Raw genomic sequence first — 18,223 nt, 5'->3', positions numbered from 1 at the left:
AGTGAACGAATCTAGCGGTCTGAAAGTAGCGGCCGCCTCCTTCAGAAGGAGGAAATCGGCCCTGGAAACGAACCAGACCGCCGGAACGCGCGCGGTGACTCGCCGGTACGCGCAGTGAACAGCCTGCTGAAGTACGCCGGATCCTCGTACCCGACCCGTCTGGCTACCGCAGCGACCGACAACTCCTCCTCCGCGAGCAGAGCCTTCGCCGTACTCAATCGAGTCCGCAGCACGAGCTCTTGCGGCGTCACCCCGGCCTCACGCCGTACAGACTCGCGCAGCTCCTTCACTGTGAGCCCCAGCTCCGTTGCGTAGTCCTGGATGGACGCCACCATGCACGCGAGCGCAGCGAGCCGCTCCGCCACGCCCTGTTCGTCCGGCGCTGCAGCCTCCCCGAGCAGGTCATACAACGCACCAGCCGTCTGTACGGCGTTGTGTGCGCTGGCGATTCGGAGTAGTCGACTGAACGCACGGTCGACCGGCCTGGCATCGGCGTACTGGCTGACCGGGCGGCTCTGGTCCAGATGCCCGAGCGCGGTGAGCCCAGTGGTCGCCGTACCGCCGAACAGCACCCATAGCTGCCGCCAGCGCGTGGCAGGCCGGTAGCCGTGCAGAACGCCCGGGTAGAGCCACAGCATCGCGGGCGCCTGCACCTCGTACAGCTGGCGGTCCGCGCCGTGCAGGAGTTGACCTCGGCCCTCTTTGATCCAGACCAGTGCGTGACAGCCCAGCGCACGCTCCGGTGCCGGTACGGGCTGGTTGACCTGCTCACCCACGCCGAGGCAGAAGAGTCCAAGTTGTTGCTCGGCAGGGCCGGGTGTCAGGTAAGTAGCCCAGTTCGGCATGTCACAAGAGTCCAAGAAGTACTCCGCCGTGTCCATTCCGCCCCATCCGCAGGGAGTGTCGAATTGTCGACGTGCTGACATCCAACGGATACGTGCTGGACGAACGACACCTCGGCGAGCTGATCGCCGTACCGGATCAGGAGCGGACTGACCTGCCGGTACTGCGCCAACGACTGCAGGAGGACGGGTATCTGCTGCTCCGTGGGCTGCTGGATCCACAGGACGTGCTGGACTTCCGGAGGTACTACTTCGAGCTCACCGGCGCCGCCACCGACCGAGCGTCGTACCGGAGCACTTTGTTCGAGCAGATCGTGCCAGGACCGGAGTACGCCGCTTTCTGTGCGCTGCTGAAGGGGTGGTTCGGGTGGTTCCTGGACGGGGAGCCGTTTCTGCATCGCCGGAAGATCATCCGGCAGACCGCTCCGGGTGAGAACGGCATCGGCACCGCAACCCAGGCGCACTACGACCTGGTCTACCTGCGCGGCGGCAGCGATCAGGTGCTGTCGGCATGGATTCCGTTGGGCGAGTGCCCGGTGAGCCTCGGCGGTCTGGCCTATCTGGAGGGCAGTCATCACCGAGTGCGCGCAGAGGAGGCCGCGGGCACCCTGAAACGGCCTGCTGCCTCGATCACTGCCGATCTGCCCGCTCTGGCCGAGCAGTACGACGCCAACTGGCTCGTCACCGACTACGCGGCAGGGGATGTGGTCATCCACACCGCTCACACCATCCACGCGGCGCTGGACAACGTCTCGGACGGGATGCGCCTGTCCACCGACATCCGCTACCAGCGGGCCGAGGACGCCATCGACGCCCGCTGGCAGCACCACTGGCACGACCGCGACGGGCTCTGAACCAGGCTCGGCAGGCTGATTTTGACCGGAATGCGGATAGCTTCTCGCTAACGACAATCATTTCGGTTAAGGTTCCGGACGAACCGTCAGTCAGTCGAGTGGTGTGAGGAGAGCCGTGAACCGCAACGAGTTGGTCGCCGGGTTGGCGCAGAAGGCGGGTATCCCGCGGAACCAGGCCGAGCGGGTCCTCGACGCGCTCGGTGACGTGGTCACCGAGGCCGTGCACAAGGGCGACAAGGTCTCCCTCACCGGCCTGCTGAGCATCGAACGCGTCATGCGCGCGCCGCGGACCGGCCGCAACCCGCAGACCGGTGAACCGCTGTCGATCCCGGCCGGCTACTCCGTCCGGCTGTCGTGCGGGAGCCGTCTGAAGGCCGCCGCCCGCGGCGACCTCCGGACGATCTCCTGAACTGTCTCTACTTCAAGAACCTGATCTGGTCGCACTCACCGTCGTCGGCGGAGTGCTTCACGCTCGTCGGCACCGCGGTCACCCAGTACGGCGTGGTCGCGGTCGGCGGAGTGGTGAACCGGGCGTTCGGCAGGTAGAGCCGGTCCCCGAAAGCCGCGGCCGTGGTCGGTACGTCGAAGTCGGTGCTGGTGATCTCGCGCTGCACCGTGCCCTTCGTCCCGGCCGCATTCAGATCGACCACCGCGATCTTGTTGAGCCGGTTCTGAACGACGTACAGGGTCGTGCCGCTCAGCAGCAGACCGTCACCGTTCGTCATCAGGGCGCCGCCCAGATCGACCTTCGCGGCCACACCGGTCCGCGGGTCGACGCGGAGCAGGAAGCCGGTCGAGGACTGCACCATGATCAGCGCCCGGCCGTCCGGCGTCAGCGAGATGCCGTTGGCGTTGTTGCCGGGCAGGTGCTGATAGTCGCCGGTCAGCGCGATGGTCTCGGCCTTGGCCGGCAGCTTGCCGCTCCGGCCGAGCGGCACCTTGTAGAAGACCGGCTGGGTCGAGTCGGTGAACCACGCCGCGTCCTTGCTCAGGATGACGTCGTTCACGAACGTCGGCGTCGCGGTGGTGAACTTGTAGCTCGCGAGCACGCGACCGGTCCGGGTGTCGATCACCCGGCCGTCACCGCCGGCCGCGCCGGCCACGAACAGCCGGCCCTGGTTGTCGATCTTCATCCCGAGGGATCCGGTGCCCGGACCCTGGCTGATCACCTTGCCGGTGCCGGTACGCAGGTCGGCGGCGTAGATGTCGCCGTCCGCGCGGGAGCCGAAGTACGCCGTGCCGCGGGCGATCGCGATGCCTTCGGGCTGGAATCCGGCCGGCAGCTCGATCCGGTCGGGGAAACTGGGGTTGTGGGGAGCCGCCGTCGCGGCCGGGGCGCCGGCCAGACCGAGCAGCAGAGCGGGTACGCCGGCGAGTAATGCCAGCCGGCGGACAAGGTGTGACATGGGCGGGGTCCTCCTGATCAGGGGTCTCATCTGATCAACGGGATCGGCCTGTGGAAAGTTCAGAACGGGCTCGGGCAAACGGGTATGTTCACTGTCAGCAACTCGACACGAGAACTTTGGGGCAGGGATGACAGCAGACATCGAGAGCTCGGGTCCGGCCCGGCCGCAGGACGACCTCTACCGCTCCGTCAACGACCGCTGGCTGGCCGAGCACGAGATCCCGGCCGACAAGGCCATCTACGGCGCCTTCCACGCGCTCTGGGACACCGCCGAGCAGGATGTCCGCGCGATCGTGGAGAAGACCGTCGCCGCCGATCACCCCGCGGGCAGCGAGCCGCGCAAGATCGCCGACCTCTTCACCAGCTTCATGGACGAGGAGACCATCGAGCGCCTCGGCGCGGAGCCGATCGCCGGTCAGCTCGCGCTGGCCGACGGGGTCACCGACGCCGCCGAGCTGGTCGCCGTCCTGGGCAAGCTCGAGCTGGAGGGTGTCGCGGGCGTCTTCCGTGTCTGGGTCGACTCCGACGCGAAGCAGTCCGACCAGTACGTCGTCTATCTGATGCAAGGCGGCCTGAGCCTGCCCGACGAGTCGTACTACCGCGAGGACAGCTTCGCGGAGAAGCGGACCGCGTTCGTCGCGCACGTGACCCGGATGCTCGAGCTGGCCGGCCGGCCTGACCCGGCCGGAGCCGCCGAGCGGATCCTGGAGCTGGAGACGCGGCTGGCCGCGCACCACTGGGACCGGGTGAAGGACCGCGACGTCACGCAGACCTATAACAAGCTCGACCGGGCCGGGCTGGAGAAGCTCACCTCCGGTCTCGACTGGTCCGGCTGGCTGGCCGGCGCCGGCGTACCGGAGAGCGCCTTCGAGCACGTCGTTGTGCGCGAGCCGGACTTCCTGACCGCGGCGGCGGCCGCGCTGCAGGAGATCGACCTTGCGCAGTGGAAGGAGTGGCTGGCCTGGCAGATCGTGCACTCGGCCGCGCCCGTTCTCAGCAAGGCCTTCGTCGACGAGAACTTCGCCTTCTACGGCAAGGAGCTGACCGGCGCCCCCGAGCTGCGGGACCGCTGGAAGCGCGGCCTCGGGACGGTCGAGTCCGCCCTCGGTGAGGCGCTCGGTCAGCTCTACGTCACCGAGCACTTCCCGCCGACCGCCAAGTCCCGGATGGTCGAGCTGGTCGCGAACCTGGTCGAGGCCTACCGGCAGCGGATCGAGGCGGTGGACTGGATGGGTCCGGAGACCCGCCGCCGCGCGCTCGAGAAGCTGGGCACGTTCGTGCCGAAGATCGGCTACCCGGACAAGTGGAAGGACTACAGCGCGCTCGAGATCGACCCGGCCGACCTGTTCGGCAACCTGCGCCGGTCGGTCGCGGTGGAGACCACGCGCGAGCTGGCCAAGCTCGGGACGCCGGTGGACCGCGACGAGTGGCGGATGACGCCGCAGACGGTGAACGCCTACTACAACCCCCGGCAGAACGAGATCGTCTTCCCGGCCGGGATCCTGCAGCCGCCGTTCTTCGACCTGGACGCCGACGACGCCACGAACTACGGCGCGATCGGGGCGGTGATCGGGCACGAGATCGGCCACGGCTTCGACGACCAGGGCTCCCGCTACGACTCCGCCGGCAACCTGAACGACTGGTGGACCGACGAGGACCGGTCCGCGTTCGAGCAGCGCACCGACAAGCTCGTCGCGCAGTACGACGCTCTCTCGCCGACCGAGGTGCCGGATCAGAACGTCAACGGCAAGCTCACCCTCGGCGAGAACATCGGCGACCTCGGTGGTCTGTCCATCGCCTACGCCGCCTACCAGCTCTCGCTCGACGGTGCCGAGCCGCCCGTGATCGACGGCAAGTCCGCCGCGGAGCGGTTCTTCGGCGCCTGGGCGCACGCCTGGGCCACCAAGACCCGTCCCGAGGAGGCCGCCCGCCGGCTGACGATCGACCCGCACTCGCCGCCGGAGTTCCGCTGCAACGCGGTCGTGCGCAACATCGACGCCTTCCACGACACCTTCGGCACGGCCGAGGGCGACGCGCTGTGGCTGGCTCCCGAAGATCGGGTGCGGATCTGGTGACAGCCGATCCCGGACCTCTCGGGCGGAACCTGCGCGCCTGGCGCGAGCGGGTTCGGCCCGAAGAGGTCGGGCTGCCGGGAACCGTCCGGCGCCGGACTCCCGGTCTGCGCCGGGAGGAGCTGGCCACGCTGGCCGGCGTCTCCCCGGAGTACGTCGTACGGCTGGAGCAAGGGCGGACGACGCACCCGTCACCACAGGTGGTGTCGGCACTGGGCCGAGCGCTGGAGTTGTCGCCGTTCGAGCTCGATCATCTGTACTGGTTGGCCGGGCTGTCGGCGCCGGACAGCGGGCTGATGCCGCGGCACATCACGCCCGGGGTGCGGCGGCTGGTCGACCGACTGGGCGACTCCGTGCCGATCGCCGTCTGCACGTCGTCCTGGGAGACGGTGTACTGGAATCCCTTGTGGGCGGCGCTTCTCGGCGATCCGGCGAGAGCTCCGAGCGGTCGGGAGCGGAACTTCGCGTGGCGACATTTCACCGGCCTGCTGGGTGGGATGTCGCTGCCGCCGGAGACGCTGGCCGAGTTCGAGCACGACCTTGTCTGCGACCTTCGTCGTACTGTCGATCGCTATCCAGGTGAGCACGAATTGGCTGCGATGTGCCAGGAGTTGCGCGAGCGGTTCGACGGGTTCGCGCGGTCCTGGGACAGCGGCGACGTGCCCCGGCACCGGACGGTCCGCAAGATGGTCGAGCACGACGAGCTCGGCACCATCACGGTCGACAGCGACATCCTCACCGCCCCCGACAGCGAGTTGTATGTCACCGTGCTGACCGCCGAGCCCGGGTCCGAGGACGCGTCCCGGCTCAGCCTGGTACTGGCGTTGTCTGGATGGAGTTCGGTTCCGGGGTGATGGTGGTCGTATGACCATCACGCTCATCACCGGGGCCAACAAGGGCCTCGGAAACGAAACAGCACGCCAACTAGTTGCCCTCGGCCACACCGTGTACGTCGGCTCCCGCGACCCCGAACGCGGTCAGGCCGCGGCCGCCGAGGTCGGCGGCACCTTCATCCAGCTCGACGTCACCGACCAGTCCTCGGTCGACGCCGCCGCCAAGACCATCCAGGAGGCCGAGGGACACCTCGACGTACTGGTGAACAACGCCGGCATCCAGGGCGGGATGCCGTCCCCGGCCGAACTCACCGCCGACCGGTTGCAGGCCGTCTACGACGTCAACGTCTTCGGCCTCGTCCGCGTCACCCAGGCGTTCCTGCCGTTGCTCGAGGCATCGGATGCACCGGTGATCGTGAACATCGGCAGCTCGCTGGGTTCCACCACGATCGTCACCGACCCGGCCCGGATGGAGTCGAACCTGACGCTGCTGGACTACGCCTCCTCGAAGGCGGCCGTCATCATGCTCACCGTCCAGTACGCCAAGGCCCTGCCCAAGCTCCGGATCAACGTCGTCGAACCCGGCTTCACCGCCACCGACCTGAACGCCCACCGCGGTCACCAAACCGTCGAAGAGGGCACCGAGATCATCGTGCGGATGGCCACCATCACCCCCGACGGCCCCACCGGCACCTACCAGGACCGCAACGGCCCCCTCCCCTGGTAGGTCGCCCTCCACCCCTCCCAATTTCGCTGGCTAGCCACCGAAATTGGGGGTTAAGCACCGTGGTTCAGGGTGCTTAACCCCCAACGGGAGTGCCTAGCCAGGCAAATGGGGTTAGGAGGACATCCAGTTCTGGAGGCCTTCGATGGTGCGGGGCATGGCGTCGGAGAGGTTCTCGGCGCCGGTCTCGGTGATCAGGATGTCGTCCTCGATCCGGATACCGATCCCGCGCAGGTCCTCGGGGACCGTGAGGTCGTCGGCCTGGAAGTAGAGACCGGGCTCGACGGTCAGGACGTAGCCGGTCTCGAGGTCGCCCTTGCGGTAGGTCTCTTCGCGGGCCGAGGCGCAGTCGTGGACGTCGAGGCCGAGCATGTGGCTGGTGCCGTGCAGCGTGTAGCGCTGGTGCAGCTTGATGTCCGGGTCGAGCGCTTCCTCGACCGAGACCGGCAGCAGCTCCATCGCGTCCAGCCCGTGCACGATGACCTCCATCGCGGCGTTGTGACCGGACTGGAAGTGCACACCGGGCTTGAGTGCGGCGATGCCGGCGTTCTGCGCGTCCAGGACGAGCTGGTAGAGATCCCGCTGGCGCGGCGTGAACTCGCCGTTCACCGGCAGGGTCCGAGTGATGTCGGCGGTGTAGAGCTGCCGGTTCTCGACACCCATGTCGAGCAGCATCAGCGTGCCGTCGACGACCGGGCCGTCGTTCTCGATCCAGTGCAGCGTGGTCGCGTGCGGTCCGGCCGCGGCGATCGACGTGTAGCCGACGTCGTTGCCCTCGGCGCGGGCGCGCCGCCAGAAGGTGCCCTCGATCCAGCGCTCGCCGTACTGGCGGACGCGGTCCATCTCGGCGAAGACATCGGAGAAGCCACGGTGGGTGATCGCGACCGCCTCGCGCAGCTGCTCGATCTCCCACGGGTCCTTCACCAGGCGGAGCTCGGACAGAGTCGTGGCCAGCTCCCGGTCCCGCGTCTCGTCGGTGCGGGCACCGGTCAGCAGGGATGCGATCGAGTGGTCCTCCGCACGCCGTACCCGAGTCGGTACGTCGTACTTGAGCGCATCGTCGAGCTGGTCGAGATGCCGGGTCTCGATGCCGAACTCACTGGCGGTCTCGGCCAGCGACGGACGGCGTCCGGCCCACAGCTCGCCGTACGTGCGGTCGCGCCAGAACTCCGAACCCTGGCTGCGATCCGAGCGCGGCCGGAAGTACAGGACCGAGTCGTGGCCGCTCGTCCCGTTCGGCTCCAGCACCAGGACGGCGTCCGACGTCTGGTCACCGGCCAGCCAGACGTAGTCGGTGTGCGGCCGGAACACGTAGTCGGTGTCGTTGGACCGAACCTTGTACGTCCCGGCCGGAATCACCAGCCGCTCACCAGGGAACGCCTGCGACAACGCATCCCGCCGCTTCGCCGCCCAACCGCCGACATCGCTCAGCGTCACATCCTGTCGCTCGGAGTCGGCCCACCCCGAGTTCATGAACGCGGCCAGCTTCTCGCTCGGCACGGAGTCGTGTGACGCAGTCTTCGGCGCAGTGGTGTTCTCGGTCATCGTCGACCTGTCCTCGTTTCGGCGCAGGGGCTCGATGTCAGCCCCGGGTGTGCAGTTCGTCACCGCGGGTCAAACCGCTGTCCGGCAGCGCTTCCGCGGGATCCGAGCCGATGCGCGTGATCGCATTCTGCTCGTCCACGAAGACTACGCTCGGCACGAAGCTCCGCGCCTGGTCGGACTCGAACATTCCGTACGCGATCAGGATCACCACGTCCCCCGGGTGGATCAGATGCGCCGCCGCCCCGTTGATCCCCACCACCCCGGACCCCCGCGGCCCCGCGATCAGGTACGTCGACAGCCGCGCCCCATTGGTGACGTCGACAATGTCCACCTTCTCGCCGGCCACCAGATCCGCCGCCTCCATCAACGCCACATCCAGCGTGCAGGACCCCACGTAGTGCAGATCCGCCTGCGTCACCGTCGCCCGATGAACCTTCGACTTCATCAACTCACGCCACATGCGCGCCATCATCCGGCCCCACCCCACCCCTGTCAGTGGCCCCCATCACCACCCCCACCTTGAGCACCCCTCAACCGCCCCAGCGCCGCCCAAACGGTTGACCCGTGCACAAGGTGCGCCCACCTCCACTTTGAGCACCCCTCAACCACCCCAGCGCCTCGCCAATGGTCGAACCGTGCACAAAGTGCGCCCACCCCACGACCTTGAGCACCCACCAACCATTCCGGCGGCCCGCAGAAGGTTGACCCGTGCACAAAGTGCCCCACCCCCACTTTGAGCACCCACCAACCACTCCCGCGCCCCGCAAACGGTCGAACCGTGCACAAAGTGGGCGTGCAAAGGCCTCGCAAGCTCATACCTTGCGAGGCCGGGTCTTTTGTATCGCGCACGGCCACACCGGCGGCTGTCCGACACGCGAACGGTGAGCGACATCACGAGGTCGCACGATGCCCGGCACGCTCCGACGGATCTGCCTGCGGCACGGTCGCGCGGGCGGTGGAGACCGTGACGCGGTGAGGACGGGGAGAGCGTCGTACGGCGGGCGACGGGGTGCCGCGATTGGCGGGCAGGGTTCGACGGCTGACATGCTGTGGCGGGTGAGCCCGAAGACGTTGACGGATTTGGTGGCGCCCGACTGGGCGGAAGCGTTGGCGCCGGTCGAGGCGACGGTCAGCCGGATGGGGGAGTTTCTCCGCGGTGAGATCGCGGCGGGGCGGCCTTATCTGCCGGCTGGGGAGAACGTGTTGCGCGCGTTCAAGAGTCCGCTGGAGCAGGTGAAGGTGCTGGTGGTCGGCCAGGACCCGTACCCGACGCCGGGTCATCCGGTGGGGTTGAGCTTCTCGGTCGCTCCTGACGTGCGGCCGATTCCCCGGAGCCTGCAGAACATCTACCGCGAGCTGATGGCGGACGTCGGCGTACCGGCTCCTTCCAATGGTGACCTGACGCCGTGGGCAGAGCAGGGCGTGCTGATGCTCAACAGAGTGCTCACCGTGGAGCCCGGCAAGTCCGGATCGCACCGCGGCAAGGGCTGGGAGTCGGTCACTGAGCAGGCGATCCACGCGCTCGTGAACCGCGGCGGACCGCTCGTCGCGATCCTCTGGGGACGCGACGCGCAGACGCTCAAGCCGATGCTCGGCAAGATCCCGTACGTCGAGAGCGCGCACCCGAGCCCGATGTCGGCCGACCGCGGGTTCTTCGGCTCCAAGCCGTTCAGCCGCGTCAACGCACTCCTCGTCGAGCAAGGCGCCACCCCCATCGACTGGCGCCTCCCCTAACAACACTCCCCTCCCGCCCCATGCCTCCCCGCGTCGCAAGTCGCAGCCGGAGACAGTCCGTGGTGACCCGAGACCCCGCACCACAGGTCCCAGCCCACCATTGCCTGTCCCCGGCCATCAGTAGTGGCACGAGACAGCAAGTGGGGGCCGGGGACGGTGGGCCATAGGTCTCCAGCCACCGTCGCCTGTGTCAGGGCGTCTGTGGTGGCACGCTGAGGGCATGACTCGGTTCACGATTGATGCACCTACTCTGCTGCACTTGGTCGAGGGCGCGCTGAGCGTCGACGCTAAGCACCAGCTCGTCGCGCCGAGCTCGATTCGCTCGGAGGCGCTCACCACGCTCCTGCGGGACGTCCGGGCCGGCCGCCGTACCGAGCCTGAGGCCCGGCAGTTGCACACCCGGATGACCGAGGTGAAGATTCGCGTCCTCGGCGACCGCATGTCGCGCTGGACCGCCTGGAAGATTGCCCAGGAGCACGACTGGGACAACCTCCGGGACGCGGAGTACCTCGCGGTGACCAAGCTCCAGGCCGACGCCCTCGTCACGGTCGACCCGGTCCTCGCGGCCAAGGCCGACGGCGTCGTACCGATCGCGCCTCTGGAAAACCTGACAAGGTAACTTGTTCGAATGATCTATTGCAGGATCGTTCAACAATCTCCTATGGTGACGGGAATCGCATCCAGCGGGTCCGTCCCTGGGAGGAACCATGTGGGTTCTGCTCGCCATCGCGGTGGTCGTCGTCGGTTTCGCGCTCAAGCTGAACTCGATGCTGGTCGTCACCGCCGCCGGCATCGTGGCCGGTCTGATCGGCGGCATGTCGCCGGTCAAGATCCTGAACGCGTTCGGCGACGGGTTCGCCGGTAGCCGGTCCGTCACCGTCTTCATCGTCACGCTGCCCGTGATCGGGCTGATCGAGCGCTACGGGCTGCAGCATCAGGCCCGCAAGCTGATCGGCAAGCTCGCGGTCGTCACCACCGGCCGGCTGCTCGCCCTCTACCTGCTGATCCGGCAGGGGACGGCGGCGCTCGGCCTGACCAGCATCGGCGGTCCCGCGCAGGCAGTGCGGCCGCTGATCCACCCGATGGCGGCCGGTGCCGCCGAACGCCGCTACGGCAAGCTGCCGGAGAAGCTGCAGGAGAAGATCAAGGGCTTCGCCGCCAGCGCGGACACGGTCGGGCTGTTCTTCGGCGAGGACATCTTCGTCGCGATCGGCTCGATCCTGCTGATCACCGGTTTCGTCGACACGACGTACGGGCTGCACCTGGAGGCGATCGACATCGCCGTCTGGGCCATCCCGACCGGTATCTGCGCGCTCCTGATCCACGGCGCCCGGCTGCTCTATCTCGATCGCCAACTGGACAACCTCGCGCGTGAAGTCCGGGCCGAGGCCAAGGAGGCGGCGAAGTGATCAAGGTCGAGTGGTTCTACTGGCTCTGCGGGATCTTCTTCGTACTGATCGCGCTGCAGGTCCTCAACGACCGCACCAATCCCAAGCGGCTCGGCAGTGCGGCGTTCTGGGGCATCCTCGGGCTCTCGTTCGGCTACGGCACCTTCGTGGTGAACAAGACCGCCCCCTCCTGGATCCTGGGCATCGCGGTGATCGGTCTGGCTGTGCTGGCCGGCTCCGGCTTCCCGGGCAAGGGCGAGGAGCGTACGACGACGCCGGCCGAGCGAGCGACGTTCGCCGACAAGTTCGGCAACAAACTGTTCCTGCCCGCGCTGGTCATCCCAGTCGTGGCTGCGCTCTTCGGGGCGTGGCTGGCCAAGGTGAAGCTCAGCGACGGCACACTGCTGCTGCAGTCCGGCTCTGCCACGATCATCGGTCTCGGCGTCGCATCCCTGCTGGCACTGGCGGTTGCGGCCGCACTGCTCCGGCCGCGCTCCCCCGCCGTACCGCTGCATGAGGGTCGCCGACTACTCGAGCACATCGGCTGGGCGGCCATCCTGCCGCAGATGCTCGCCACACTGGGCCTGCTGTTCAACGCCTCCGGCGTCGGCAAGGCAGTCGGCCGCGTCACTGACCACCTGGTCCCCAAGGGCTCGCTGATCGCCGCAGTCGCCTTGTACTGCATCGGTATGGCGGTCTTCACGATCATCATGGGCAACGCGTTCGCAGCGTTCCCGGTGATGACAGCTGCGGTCGGTTGGCCGCTGCTGGTGCAGCAATTCGACGGTACGCCGGCGGTCGTGTTCGCGATCGGCATGCTGGCCGGCTTCTGCGGCACGCTCTGTACGCCGATGGCCGCGAACTTCAACCTGGTTCCAGCGGCGCTACTCGAGATGAAGGATCAGTACGGACCGATCAAGGCCCAGATCCCGACCGCGATCCCCTTGCTGGGTTGCAACATCGCCATCATGTACTTCTTCGCCTTCTAAATCTCTAGCGTCCGAAAACACGCCGACCACGTACTGCAGTCCTTCGGACGCAAGCAAAGGAGAGAACATCCATGAAGTACGCCGCTGCCTGGTCCGCGATCGCCTGTGAGGTGCTCGAGACGCCCTACCCGTACGGCGCCGCGCACGCCTCACGTGGTCCGGAGGATGTCGACGTCACGCCGCAGAAGCTGCACCCGGCGTTCCACGGCTCCTACGACTGGCACTCCAGCGCGCACATGCAGTGGTCGTTGGTCCGCCTGCTCACACTGGCCCCGGACGACGCCGGCACCCGACCGGTCGACGTACTGGACCAGCGGCTGACCACAACAGCGATCGCGACCGAAGCGGCGTACCTCAAGGAGCGCCCGTCGTACGAGCGTCCGTACGGCTGGGCGTGGGCGGCGATGCTCGTCGCCGCCACCCGCAACACCCAGTGGGCCGAGGCAACCAAGCCGTTGGGCGATGTGATCGCTGACCTCGTGCTCGACTGGCTGCCACGCCAGGCGTACCCGGTGCGCCACGGCGCCCACCTGAACAGCGCGTTCGCCCTGTCGCTGCTGCTGGAAGCGTACGACGACCTCGGCCGGGGCGAGGTCGTCGACGCCATCCAGGCTCGTGCCATCGATTGGTTCGGCAACGACACGGCCTACGACACTCGCTTCGAACCGTCCGGCACTGACTTTCTGTCGCCGGCGCTGTCCGAGGCCGAGCTGATGCGTCGCGTCCTTCCCGCCAACGAGTTCGCAGAATGGCTGCATGCCTTCCTGCCGGGCCTGGGGACGGACAATCACCAGCACCTGCTGGAGGTTCCGGTCACTGACGACTCCGGCGACGGCCAGCTCGCGCACCTGTCCGGGCTGGCGCTCTCACGCGCTTGGCAGCTCCGCACGATCGCACCGAGCCTGCCTGACGTCACCGACGTACTAAAGGCCGGTGCCGACCGTCAGATCGACGCCGTCCTCCCGACAGTCACCGACGGCGACTTCATGTCGACGCACTGGCTGGTGTCGTTCGCCCTCCTAGCTGAGCAGGCCTAGGGCATCCCGACCCAGCTGTGCCACAGCTGGGCGTACCGCCCACCGTCCTCCAGCAACGACTTGTGCGTACCGGTCTCGACCACGCGACCGTGGTCGAGCACCACAATCCGGTCGGCCTGCTCAGCCTGCGTCAACCGGTGCGCCACGATCAGCGTCGTACGCCCCTCGGTCGCAGCCACACTGGCCCGCTCCAGCTCACGTGCGCCCGCACTGCCGGCCTCAGCCGTTGCCTCGTCCAGTACGGCGATTGGCGGGTCCGCGAGCACCAGTCGAGCGAACGCGAGCTGTTGTGCCTGCGAACCGGTCAGCTGGTGACCGCTCTCGCCCACAACGGTTTCCAGCCCATCTGGCAACGCACGCACCCACGCCAGCGCACCAACCCGCTGCAGCGCAGCCTCCACCTCCGCCTCGGTGGCATCGGCCCGCGCGAGCCGCACGTCCTCCACCAGCGTTCCGGAGAAGACGTGCACCTCCTGGCTGAGCAGAGCGACCTGTGCACGCGTCCGGTCCTCACCCAGCGCCTGGACGTCCACACCGCCGAGTCTGACCACCCCACCGGTCGGTGCGAACACTCCGGCCGCAATAGCAGCGAGCGTGGTCTTACCCGCACCGCTCGCACCCACGAGAGCAACGCGCTCGCCCGGCTCCAGCAGCAGCGACACGTCCGCCACCACCTGCGGCCCGTCGTCGTACGCGTGCCCAATGCCGACAAGCTCCAGCGACGCGTCGCGCGGCCCAGGACCGTCAGGCGGCTCCGGGATCGGATCCAGCTCCAGTACGCCGGCCAGTCGCGCCATACCGGCCCCCGCGGTCTGGATCTGATCGAACTGCATCAGCAACACGTTGACCGGGTTAAACAGGCGGTGGAAGTACAGCGCGGCCGCGGTGACCGCACCAATGGTCACGGCATCCGCGCGAACCAGGAAGAACCCGGTGACCAGAGTCGCGGTCAGTCCGGTGAACTCGGCGTGGTTGATCCGCGACGAGAAGAAGCTGAACAGCTTGAAGACCTGTACGGCGAGATCACGCGCCCGGGCCGAGGTGGCGCCGATCGTCTCCAGTTGCCGGTCTTCGAGCTTGTACGCACGGACCGTCCCGCTGCCGCGCAGCGACGCGATGATCGCCTCGGACCGGTCGCCCATCGCGATCCGCTCCTCGCGGTAGTACGGCGCGGACCGCGGCAGGTACCACCGCAGCGCCACCACATACATCGGCAACGCGAGCAGACCGGCCAGCCCAAGCCGCCAGTCCAGAGCGAATAGGCCGGCCGCGGTCAGCACGATCGTCAGCGACGCACCGAGCATCGCCGGGCCCACCTCGGTCAGCGCTGTGGCTACCGCACTCACGTCGTCCCCGACGCGCGACAGCAGGTCACCCATCCGCACCTTGTCCAGCACCGGCGCGGGCAACTGCAGTGCGCGGTCCAGTACCTTCTCCCGGATCCGTGCGAGCACCGTCTCGCCGACGCGAGCCACCAGCGTCACTCCGAACGCAGTCAGCAGTCCGGACACCAGAGCCGCGCATCCGATCAGCAGCACCACCTTGAGGATCGCCGAGCGATCACCCGCCGAGATGTCATCCACCAGCACACCAAGGGCCCACGGCGCGACCAGTCCGGCCGCACTGCCACCAGTGATCACCACAGCGGCGATCAGCGACAGCCCAGGCAGTCGGCGGATCTCACTCCACAGCACGGCCCATGTCGCGCGCGGTCCGGCAACAGGCAGCAGGTTCATCGCAGTACCGCCTCTTGGTAGGCCGCGTCGGCCGCAGCCAGTTCAGCGTGCAGTCCCTCGGCGACGATCACACCGTCGGCCACGACGACCACGCGGTCCATCTTGCCGAGCAGTGCCGGGCTACTGGTGAGCACCAGCGTCGTCAGACCAGCCCGTACGTCGGCCAGCCCTTCCGCCAGTAGTTCCTCGGTCACCGCGTCTACCGCCGTACTCGGATCGTGCAGCACCAGCACGGGCGGCTCTGCGAGCAGTGCACGGGCCAGACCGAGCCGTTGGCGCTGCCCACCAGACAGTGCTTGTCCCTGGTCGGCCAAGGGCCGGTCCAGCTCGTCAATCAGGTCAGCAGCACCAGCCGCAGTCATCACCCGGTCCAGCGAAGGTGAGTCCACCAGCAGGTTGCTACGCAGCGTTCCCTCGAACAGGTCGGTGTCGTGCTGCTCCAGCAGCACAGTCCCTCGCACCACGTCGATGTCGAGCTCATCGATCGCCGTACCGCCGATGCGCACCGTCCCGGTGAGGTCAGGAGCTCGTCCGGTCACCACTGCCAGCAGGGCGTCCGCGTCGCGTGGGTCGTAACACAGCACGCCTACGGATTCACCGGTCTTGAGGGTCAGGTCTGTTGAGGACAAGGTCTTGTAGGAGACGGCATTCAGCTCCAGCAGCGGCTGGTTGGGGTCCAACGTTGTACCAGTACCGCTGACAACAAGAGGCTCGGCCGACAGCACACCCGCCAGGCGGGCGGCGGACGCCTTCGACATGGCGTAGATCTGACTGGCCCAGCCGAGTCCTCCGACCGGCTCCGCCACGAACTGCGCCAGACCGACCACCGTGATCAGCTCGCCGATGGTGATCCGCCCATTCAGTGCGAACCACCCGGCGACGCCGGCGACCGCAGCGAGCAGCAGTCCACTCAGTGCAGTCGTCACGCCGTCCTGCAGGCCGTTCGTCGAAGCCGCACGCAGCGTCGCGCGCAGAGTCGCCTGGCTGGACTGCCGGTACCGCTCAGCCGCGTTGTGCTGCGCACCGATCCCCCGCAGCGTCCGCAGACCACCAACCAGGTCCGTGGCCAGTGCGGTCGTCTGTGCGACGGCCTCCTGCTGGCTCGACGTCCGCCGGGTCAGCAGCGGCGACAAGGCCTGGATCCCCAGCACCAGCAGCGGTACGCCGATCAGTACGCCCAGTCCGAGCGGTACGTCGACCACCAGCAGTGACACCGAGGACACGATCAGTGCAGTCGAGGTCGCGAACCCGATCGCGACCGCCCGCATGACCACTGCGGCCTTCTCCGCATCGGAGGTCGCAATCGACAGCAGCTCACCCGCTCGCAGCCCGGTCCGCTGTCCCCGTGGATCCAGAACCCGCTGGGCGATCTCCAGCCGCAGCAGATGGGTCTCGTACTCGATCGCCCGCACGACCTGCCGCGCACCGAGCTTCCAGGCGTTCGACAGCACCGCGAACAGCACGACCATCATCAGCACGCACCACAGCAGCGGCTGGATGTCTCCACTCGACACCGCGCGATCCACGAAGATGCCGATCGCCACCGGCACCGCTGCCTCACTCGCCTGGTGCAACGACATGAACAGCACCCCGGCGACCATCCGGCCGCGATGCCGCCGGACCGCCCGCCTCAGCAATTCCCCACTCTGCATAGTTAGGCAACCCTAACTGATCAGTGGAGGCAACGAAGCGGCCGTCCGGGGCGGTGGGGCGGGGAAGGTATCCGGGCCGAAGTGATTGACAGTCGGACGTGATCACCGTACGGTCTCGCGATAATAGGAAACTTTCCTAACAGTTGACTCGATTGCGTCCCACGCAGCGAGCCGACACCACGAGACCGGCGGAGGGAGGCAGGGTTATCCCATGGCAACAACTCCTGGAACTCCTCGCCTGCTCCGCGCGATGAACGACCGGTCCGCCCTGGACCTCCTGCTGTCCCAAGGGCCCCTGTCCCGGACGACGCTCGGCCACCTGACCGGCCTGTCCAAGCCGACGGCTTCCCAGCTGCTCGCACGCCTGGAGGCGGCCAACCTGGTCCGCGCCAGCGGGACCACCGCCGGCCGGCCCGGACCGAACGCCCAGCTGTACGAGATCAACGGCAACGCCGCGTACGTCGCCGGGCTCGACGTCACCCCGACCCGGATCCGCTCGGCGATCGCCGATCTGACCGGCAAGGTGGTCGGCCAGTTCGAGCTGCCCACGCCGGGCCGCAGCGCCAAGGGCACGGTCGAGCGGGTGATCAAGGCGATCGAGGGTGCCGCCGGCGAGGCCGGCCTGAACCGCGCGAACCTGCATCGCGTCTCGATCGGTACCCCGGGTGGTTTCGACCCGACGACCGGTCGGCTGCGCTACGCGACCCACCTGCCCGGCTGGCACGCCCCGCACCTGCTCGAGGAGCTGGCCGCGGCGATCGCCGTACCGCTCGAGGTCGAGAACGACGTCAACCTCGCCGCGGTCGCCGAGCGCCAGGTCGGGCATGCCCAGGACAGCGAGAACTTCGTCCTGCTCTGGGGCGAGGAGGGCATCGGTGCGGCGATCGTGGTCAACGGCCGCCTGCACCGCGGCGCGACCGGCGGCGCCGGCGAGGTCGCCTTCCTGCCACTGCCCGGTACGCCGCTCGTCCGCAACGTCGGCCGGAACAACGCCGGAGGTTTCCAGGAGCTGGCCGGTGGCGAACCCGTCCTGGCCCTGGCCCGTGCGCACGGAATCAAGGCCCGTACGCCGGAATCCGCGATCTCGGCCGCCCTGGCGACCCCAGGGGCCGGCGACGCCGTCCTGTCCGAATTCGCCCACCGACTCGCCGTCGGTCTCGCCGCCATCGTGTCCGTCGTCGACCCCGAGCTGATCGTGCTCGCGGGTGGCGTGATCACCGCCGGCGGCGAACGCCTGCGCGGTCTGGTCCAGGACGAGCTGGCCGATCTCGCCGTACCAAGGCCGCGGTTGCTGATGACCGCGATCCACCTCGATCCCGTGCTGTCGGGGGCACTGCAGTCCGCGCTGAGTGCCACCCGCGACGAAATCTTCGACACCGCTAGTTCTCCACCCATTTCCTAGGAGTCAAACG

At 67.9% G+C, this 18,223-nt stretch carries 17 protein-coding genes; 11 read left to right on the top strand and 6 right to left on the bottom strand.

The genetic code is table 11. The annotated features are described in order from the left end of the window. Positions 1-41 precede the first annotated feature (41 nt). Positions 42-845, bottom strand: a complete 804-nt coding sequence (locus ACFVWG_RS13265; RefSeq protein WP_391543476.1) for a helix-turn-helix domain-containing protein — start codon at positions 843-845, stop codon at positions 42-44. A gap of 71 nt (positions 846-916) precedes the next feature. Between ACFVWG_RS13265 and ACFVWG_RS13260 the strand changes: the two genes are divergently transcribed. Further along, positions 917-1,696, top strand: coding sequence for a phytanoyl-CoA dioxygenase family protein (locus ACFVWG_RS13260; RefSeq protein ID WP_391543475.1), 780 nt, complete (start codon positions 917-919; stop codon positions 1,694-1,696). Positions 1,697-1,811: 115 nt separating this feature from the next. Continuing rightward, positions 1,812-2,105 carry an HU family DNA-binding protein gene (locus ACFVWG_RS13255; RefSeq protein ID WP_132168503.1) on the top strand — a complete coding sequence of 98 codons (294 nt, stop codon included), beginning with the start codon at positions 1,812-1,814 and terminating at the stop codon, positions 2,103-2,105. A 7-nt stretch (positions 2,106-2,112) separates the two neighbouring features. On the opposite strand, the gene ACFVWG_RS13250 is transcribed toward ACFVWG_RS13255, so the two are convergent. Beyond that, positions 2,113-3,102 carry an SMP-30/gluconolactonase/LRE family protein gene (locus ACFVWG_RS13250; protein ID WP_391543474.1) on the bottom strand — a complete coding sequence of 330 codons (990 nt, stop codon included), beginning with the start codon at positions 3,100-3,102 and terminating at the stop codon, positions 2,113-2,115. Positions 3,103-3,229: 127 nt separating this feature from the next. Here ACFVWG_RS13250 and ACFVWG_RS13245 point away from each other — a divergent pair, with 127 nt between their 5' ends. The 3 genes from ACFVWG_RS13245 to ACFVWG_RS13235 are packed head-to-tail and all read left to right on the top strand — an operon-like array spanning position 3,230 to position 6,733. Beyond that, entirely contained in the window at positions 3,230-5,176 is a 1,947-nt protein-coding gene (locus ACFVWG_RS13245) for a M13 family metallopeptidase (RefSeq protein ID WP_391543473.1), read from the top strand. Continuing rightward, entirely contained in the window at positions 5,173-6,027 is an 855-nt protein-coding gene (locus tag ACFVWG_RS13240; protein ID WP_391543472.1) for a helix-turn-helix domain-containing protein, read from the top strand. The genes ACFVWG_RS13245 and ACFVWG_RS13240 overlap by 4 nt, the downstream gene beginning before the upstream one ends. A gap of 10 nt (positions 6,028-6,037) precedes the next feature. Beyond that, positions 6,038-6,733, top strand: a complete 696-nt coding sequence (locus ACFVWG_RS13235; RefSeq protein ID WP_391543471.1) for an SDR family NAD(P)-dependent oxidoreductase — start codon at positions 6,038-6,040, stop codon at positions 6,731-6,733. Between the two features lie 111 nt (positions 6,734-6,844). On the opposite strand, the gene ACFVWG_RS13230 is transcribed toward ACFVWG_RS13235, so the two are convergent. Together ACFVWG_RS13230 and panD are read right to left on the bottom strand one after the other, a co-directional pair. Then, positions 6,845-8,275: an aminopeptidase P family protein gene (locus ACFVWG_RS13230; RefSeq protein ID WP_391543470.1), complete on the bottom strand. Its 1,431-nt coding sequence runs from the start codon at positions 8,273-8,275 to the stop codon at positions 6,845-6,847. Between the two features lie 37 nt (positions 8,276-8,312). Continuing rightward, a complete protein-coding gene (gene panD, locus ACFVWG_RS13225) occupies positions 8,313-8,735 on the bottom strand; it encodes an aspartate 1-decarboxylase (protein WP_391543469.1) in 423 nt (140 codons plus the stop codon). A gap of 584 nt (positions 8,736-9,319) precedes the next feature. On the opposite strand from panD, the gene ACFVWG_RS13220 reads away from it, so the two are divergent. From ACFVWG_RS13220 to ACFVWG_RS13200, 5 genes are all read left to right on the top strand, one after another. Next, the gene (locus ACFVWG_RS13220; RefSeq protein WP_391543824.1) at positions 9,320-10,009 is read left to right on the top strand and encodes a uracil-DNA glycosylase; all 690 of its coding nucleotides are present in this window, start codon (positions 9,320-9,322) and stop codon (positions 10,007-10,009) included. A gap of 220 nt (positions 10,010-10,229) precedes the next feature. Continuing rightward, positions 10,230-10,628, top strand: a complete 399-nt coding sequence (locus ACFVWG_RS13215; protein ID WP_391543468.1) for a type II toxin-antitoxin system VapC family toxin — start codon at positions 10,230-10,232, stop codon at positions 10,626-10,628. Between the two features lie 88 nt (positions 10,629-10,716). Further along, a complete protein-coding gene (locus tag ACFVWG_RS13210; RefSeq protein ID WP_391543467.1) occupies positions 10,717-11,418 on the top strand; it encodes a DUF969 domain-containing protein in 702 nt (233 codons plus the stop codon). Then, positions 11,415-12,386, top strand: coding sequence for a DUF979 domain-containing protein (locus tag ACFVWG_RS13205; protein WP_391543466.1), 972 nt, complete (start codon positions 11,415-11,417; stop codon positions 12,384-12,386). The genes ACFVWG_RS13210 and ACFVWG_RS13205 overlap by 4 nt, the downstream gene beginning before the upstream one ends. Before the next feature lie 71 nt (positions 12,387-12,457). Next, positions 12,458-13,423 (top strand): DUF2891 family protein, encoded by a 966-nt coding sequence (locus ACFVWG_RS13200; RefSeq protein ID WP_391543465.1) that lies wholly within the window; start codon positions 12,458-12,460, stop codon positions 13,421-13,423. On the opposite strand, the gene ACFVWG_RS13195 is transcribed toward ACFVWG_RS13200, so the two are convergent. Next, a complete protein-coding gene (locus ACFVWG_RS13195; protein ID WP_391543464.1) occupies positions 13,420-15,159 on the bottom strand; it encodes an ABC transporter ATP-binding protein in 1,740 nt (579 codons plus the stop codon). The two genes, ACFVWG_RS13200 and ACFVWG_RS13195, sit on opposite strands and share 4 nt — an antisense overlap. Further along, complete coding sequence (locus tag ACFVWG_RS13190; RefSeq protein ID WP_391543463.1) at positions 15,156-16,811, bottom strand: ABC transporter ATP-binding protein; 1,656 nt, start codon at positions 16,809-16,811, stop codon at positions 15,156-15,158. Before ACFVWG_RS13190 ends, ACFVWG_RS13195 begins: the two co-directional genes overlap by 4 nt. A 211-nt stretch (positions 16,812-17,022) precedes the next feature. On the opposite strand from ACFVWG_RS13190, the gene ACFVWG_RS13185 reads away from it, so the two are divergent. Continuing rightward, a complete protein-coding gene (locus ACFVWG_RS13185) occupies positions 17,023-18,213 on the top strand; it encodes an ROK family transcriptional regulator (protein ID WP_391543462.1) in 1,191 nt (396 codons plus the stop codon). Positions 18,214-18,223 lie beyond the last annotated feature (10 nt).

The organism is Kribbella sp. NPDC058245, from assembly GCF_042882005.1.
In the GTDB taxonomy this organism is placed as follows: domain Bacteria; phylum Actinomycetota; class Actinomycetes; order Propionibacteriales; family Kribbellaceae; genus Kribbella.
Note: the sequence above shows the minus strand (reverse complement) of the source record. Positions and strands in the feature narration are given on the sequence as shown.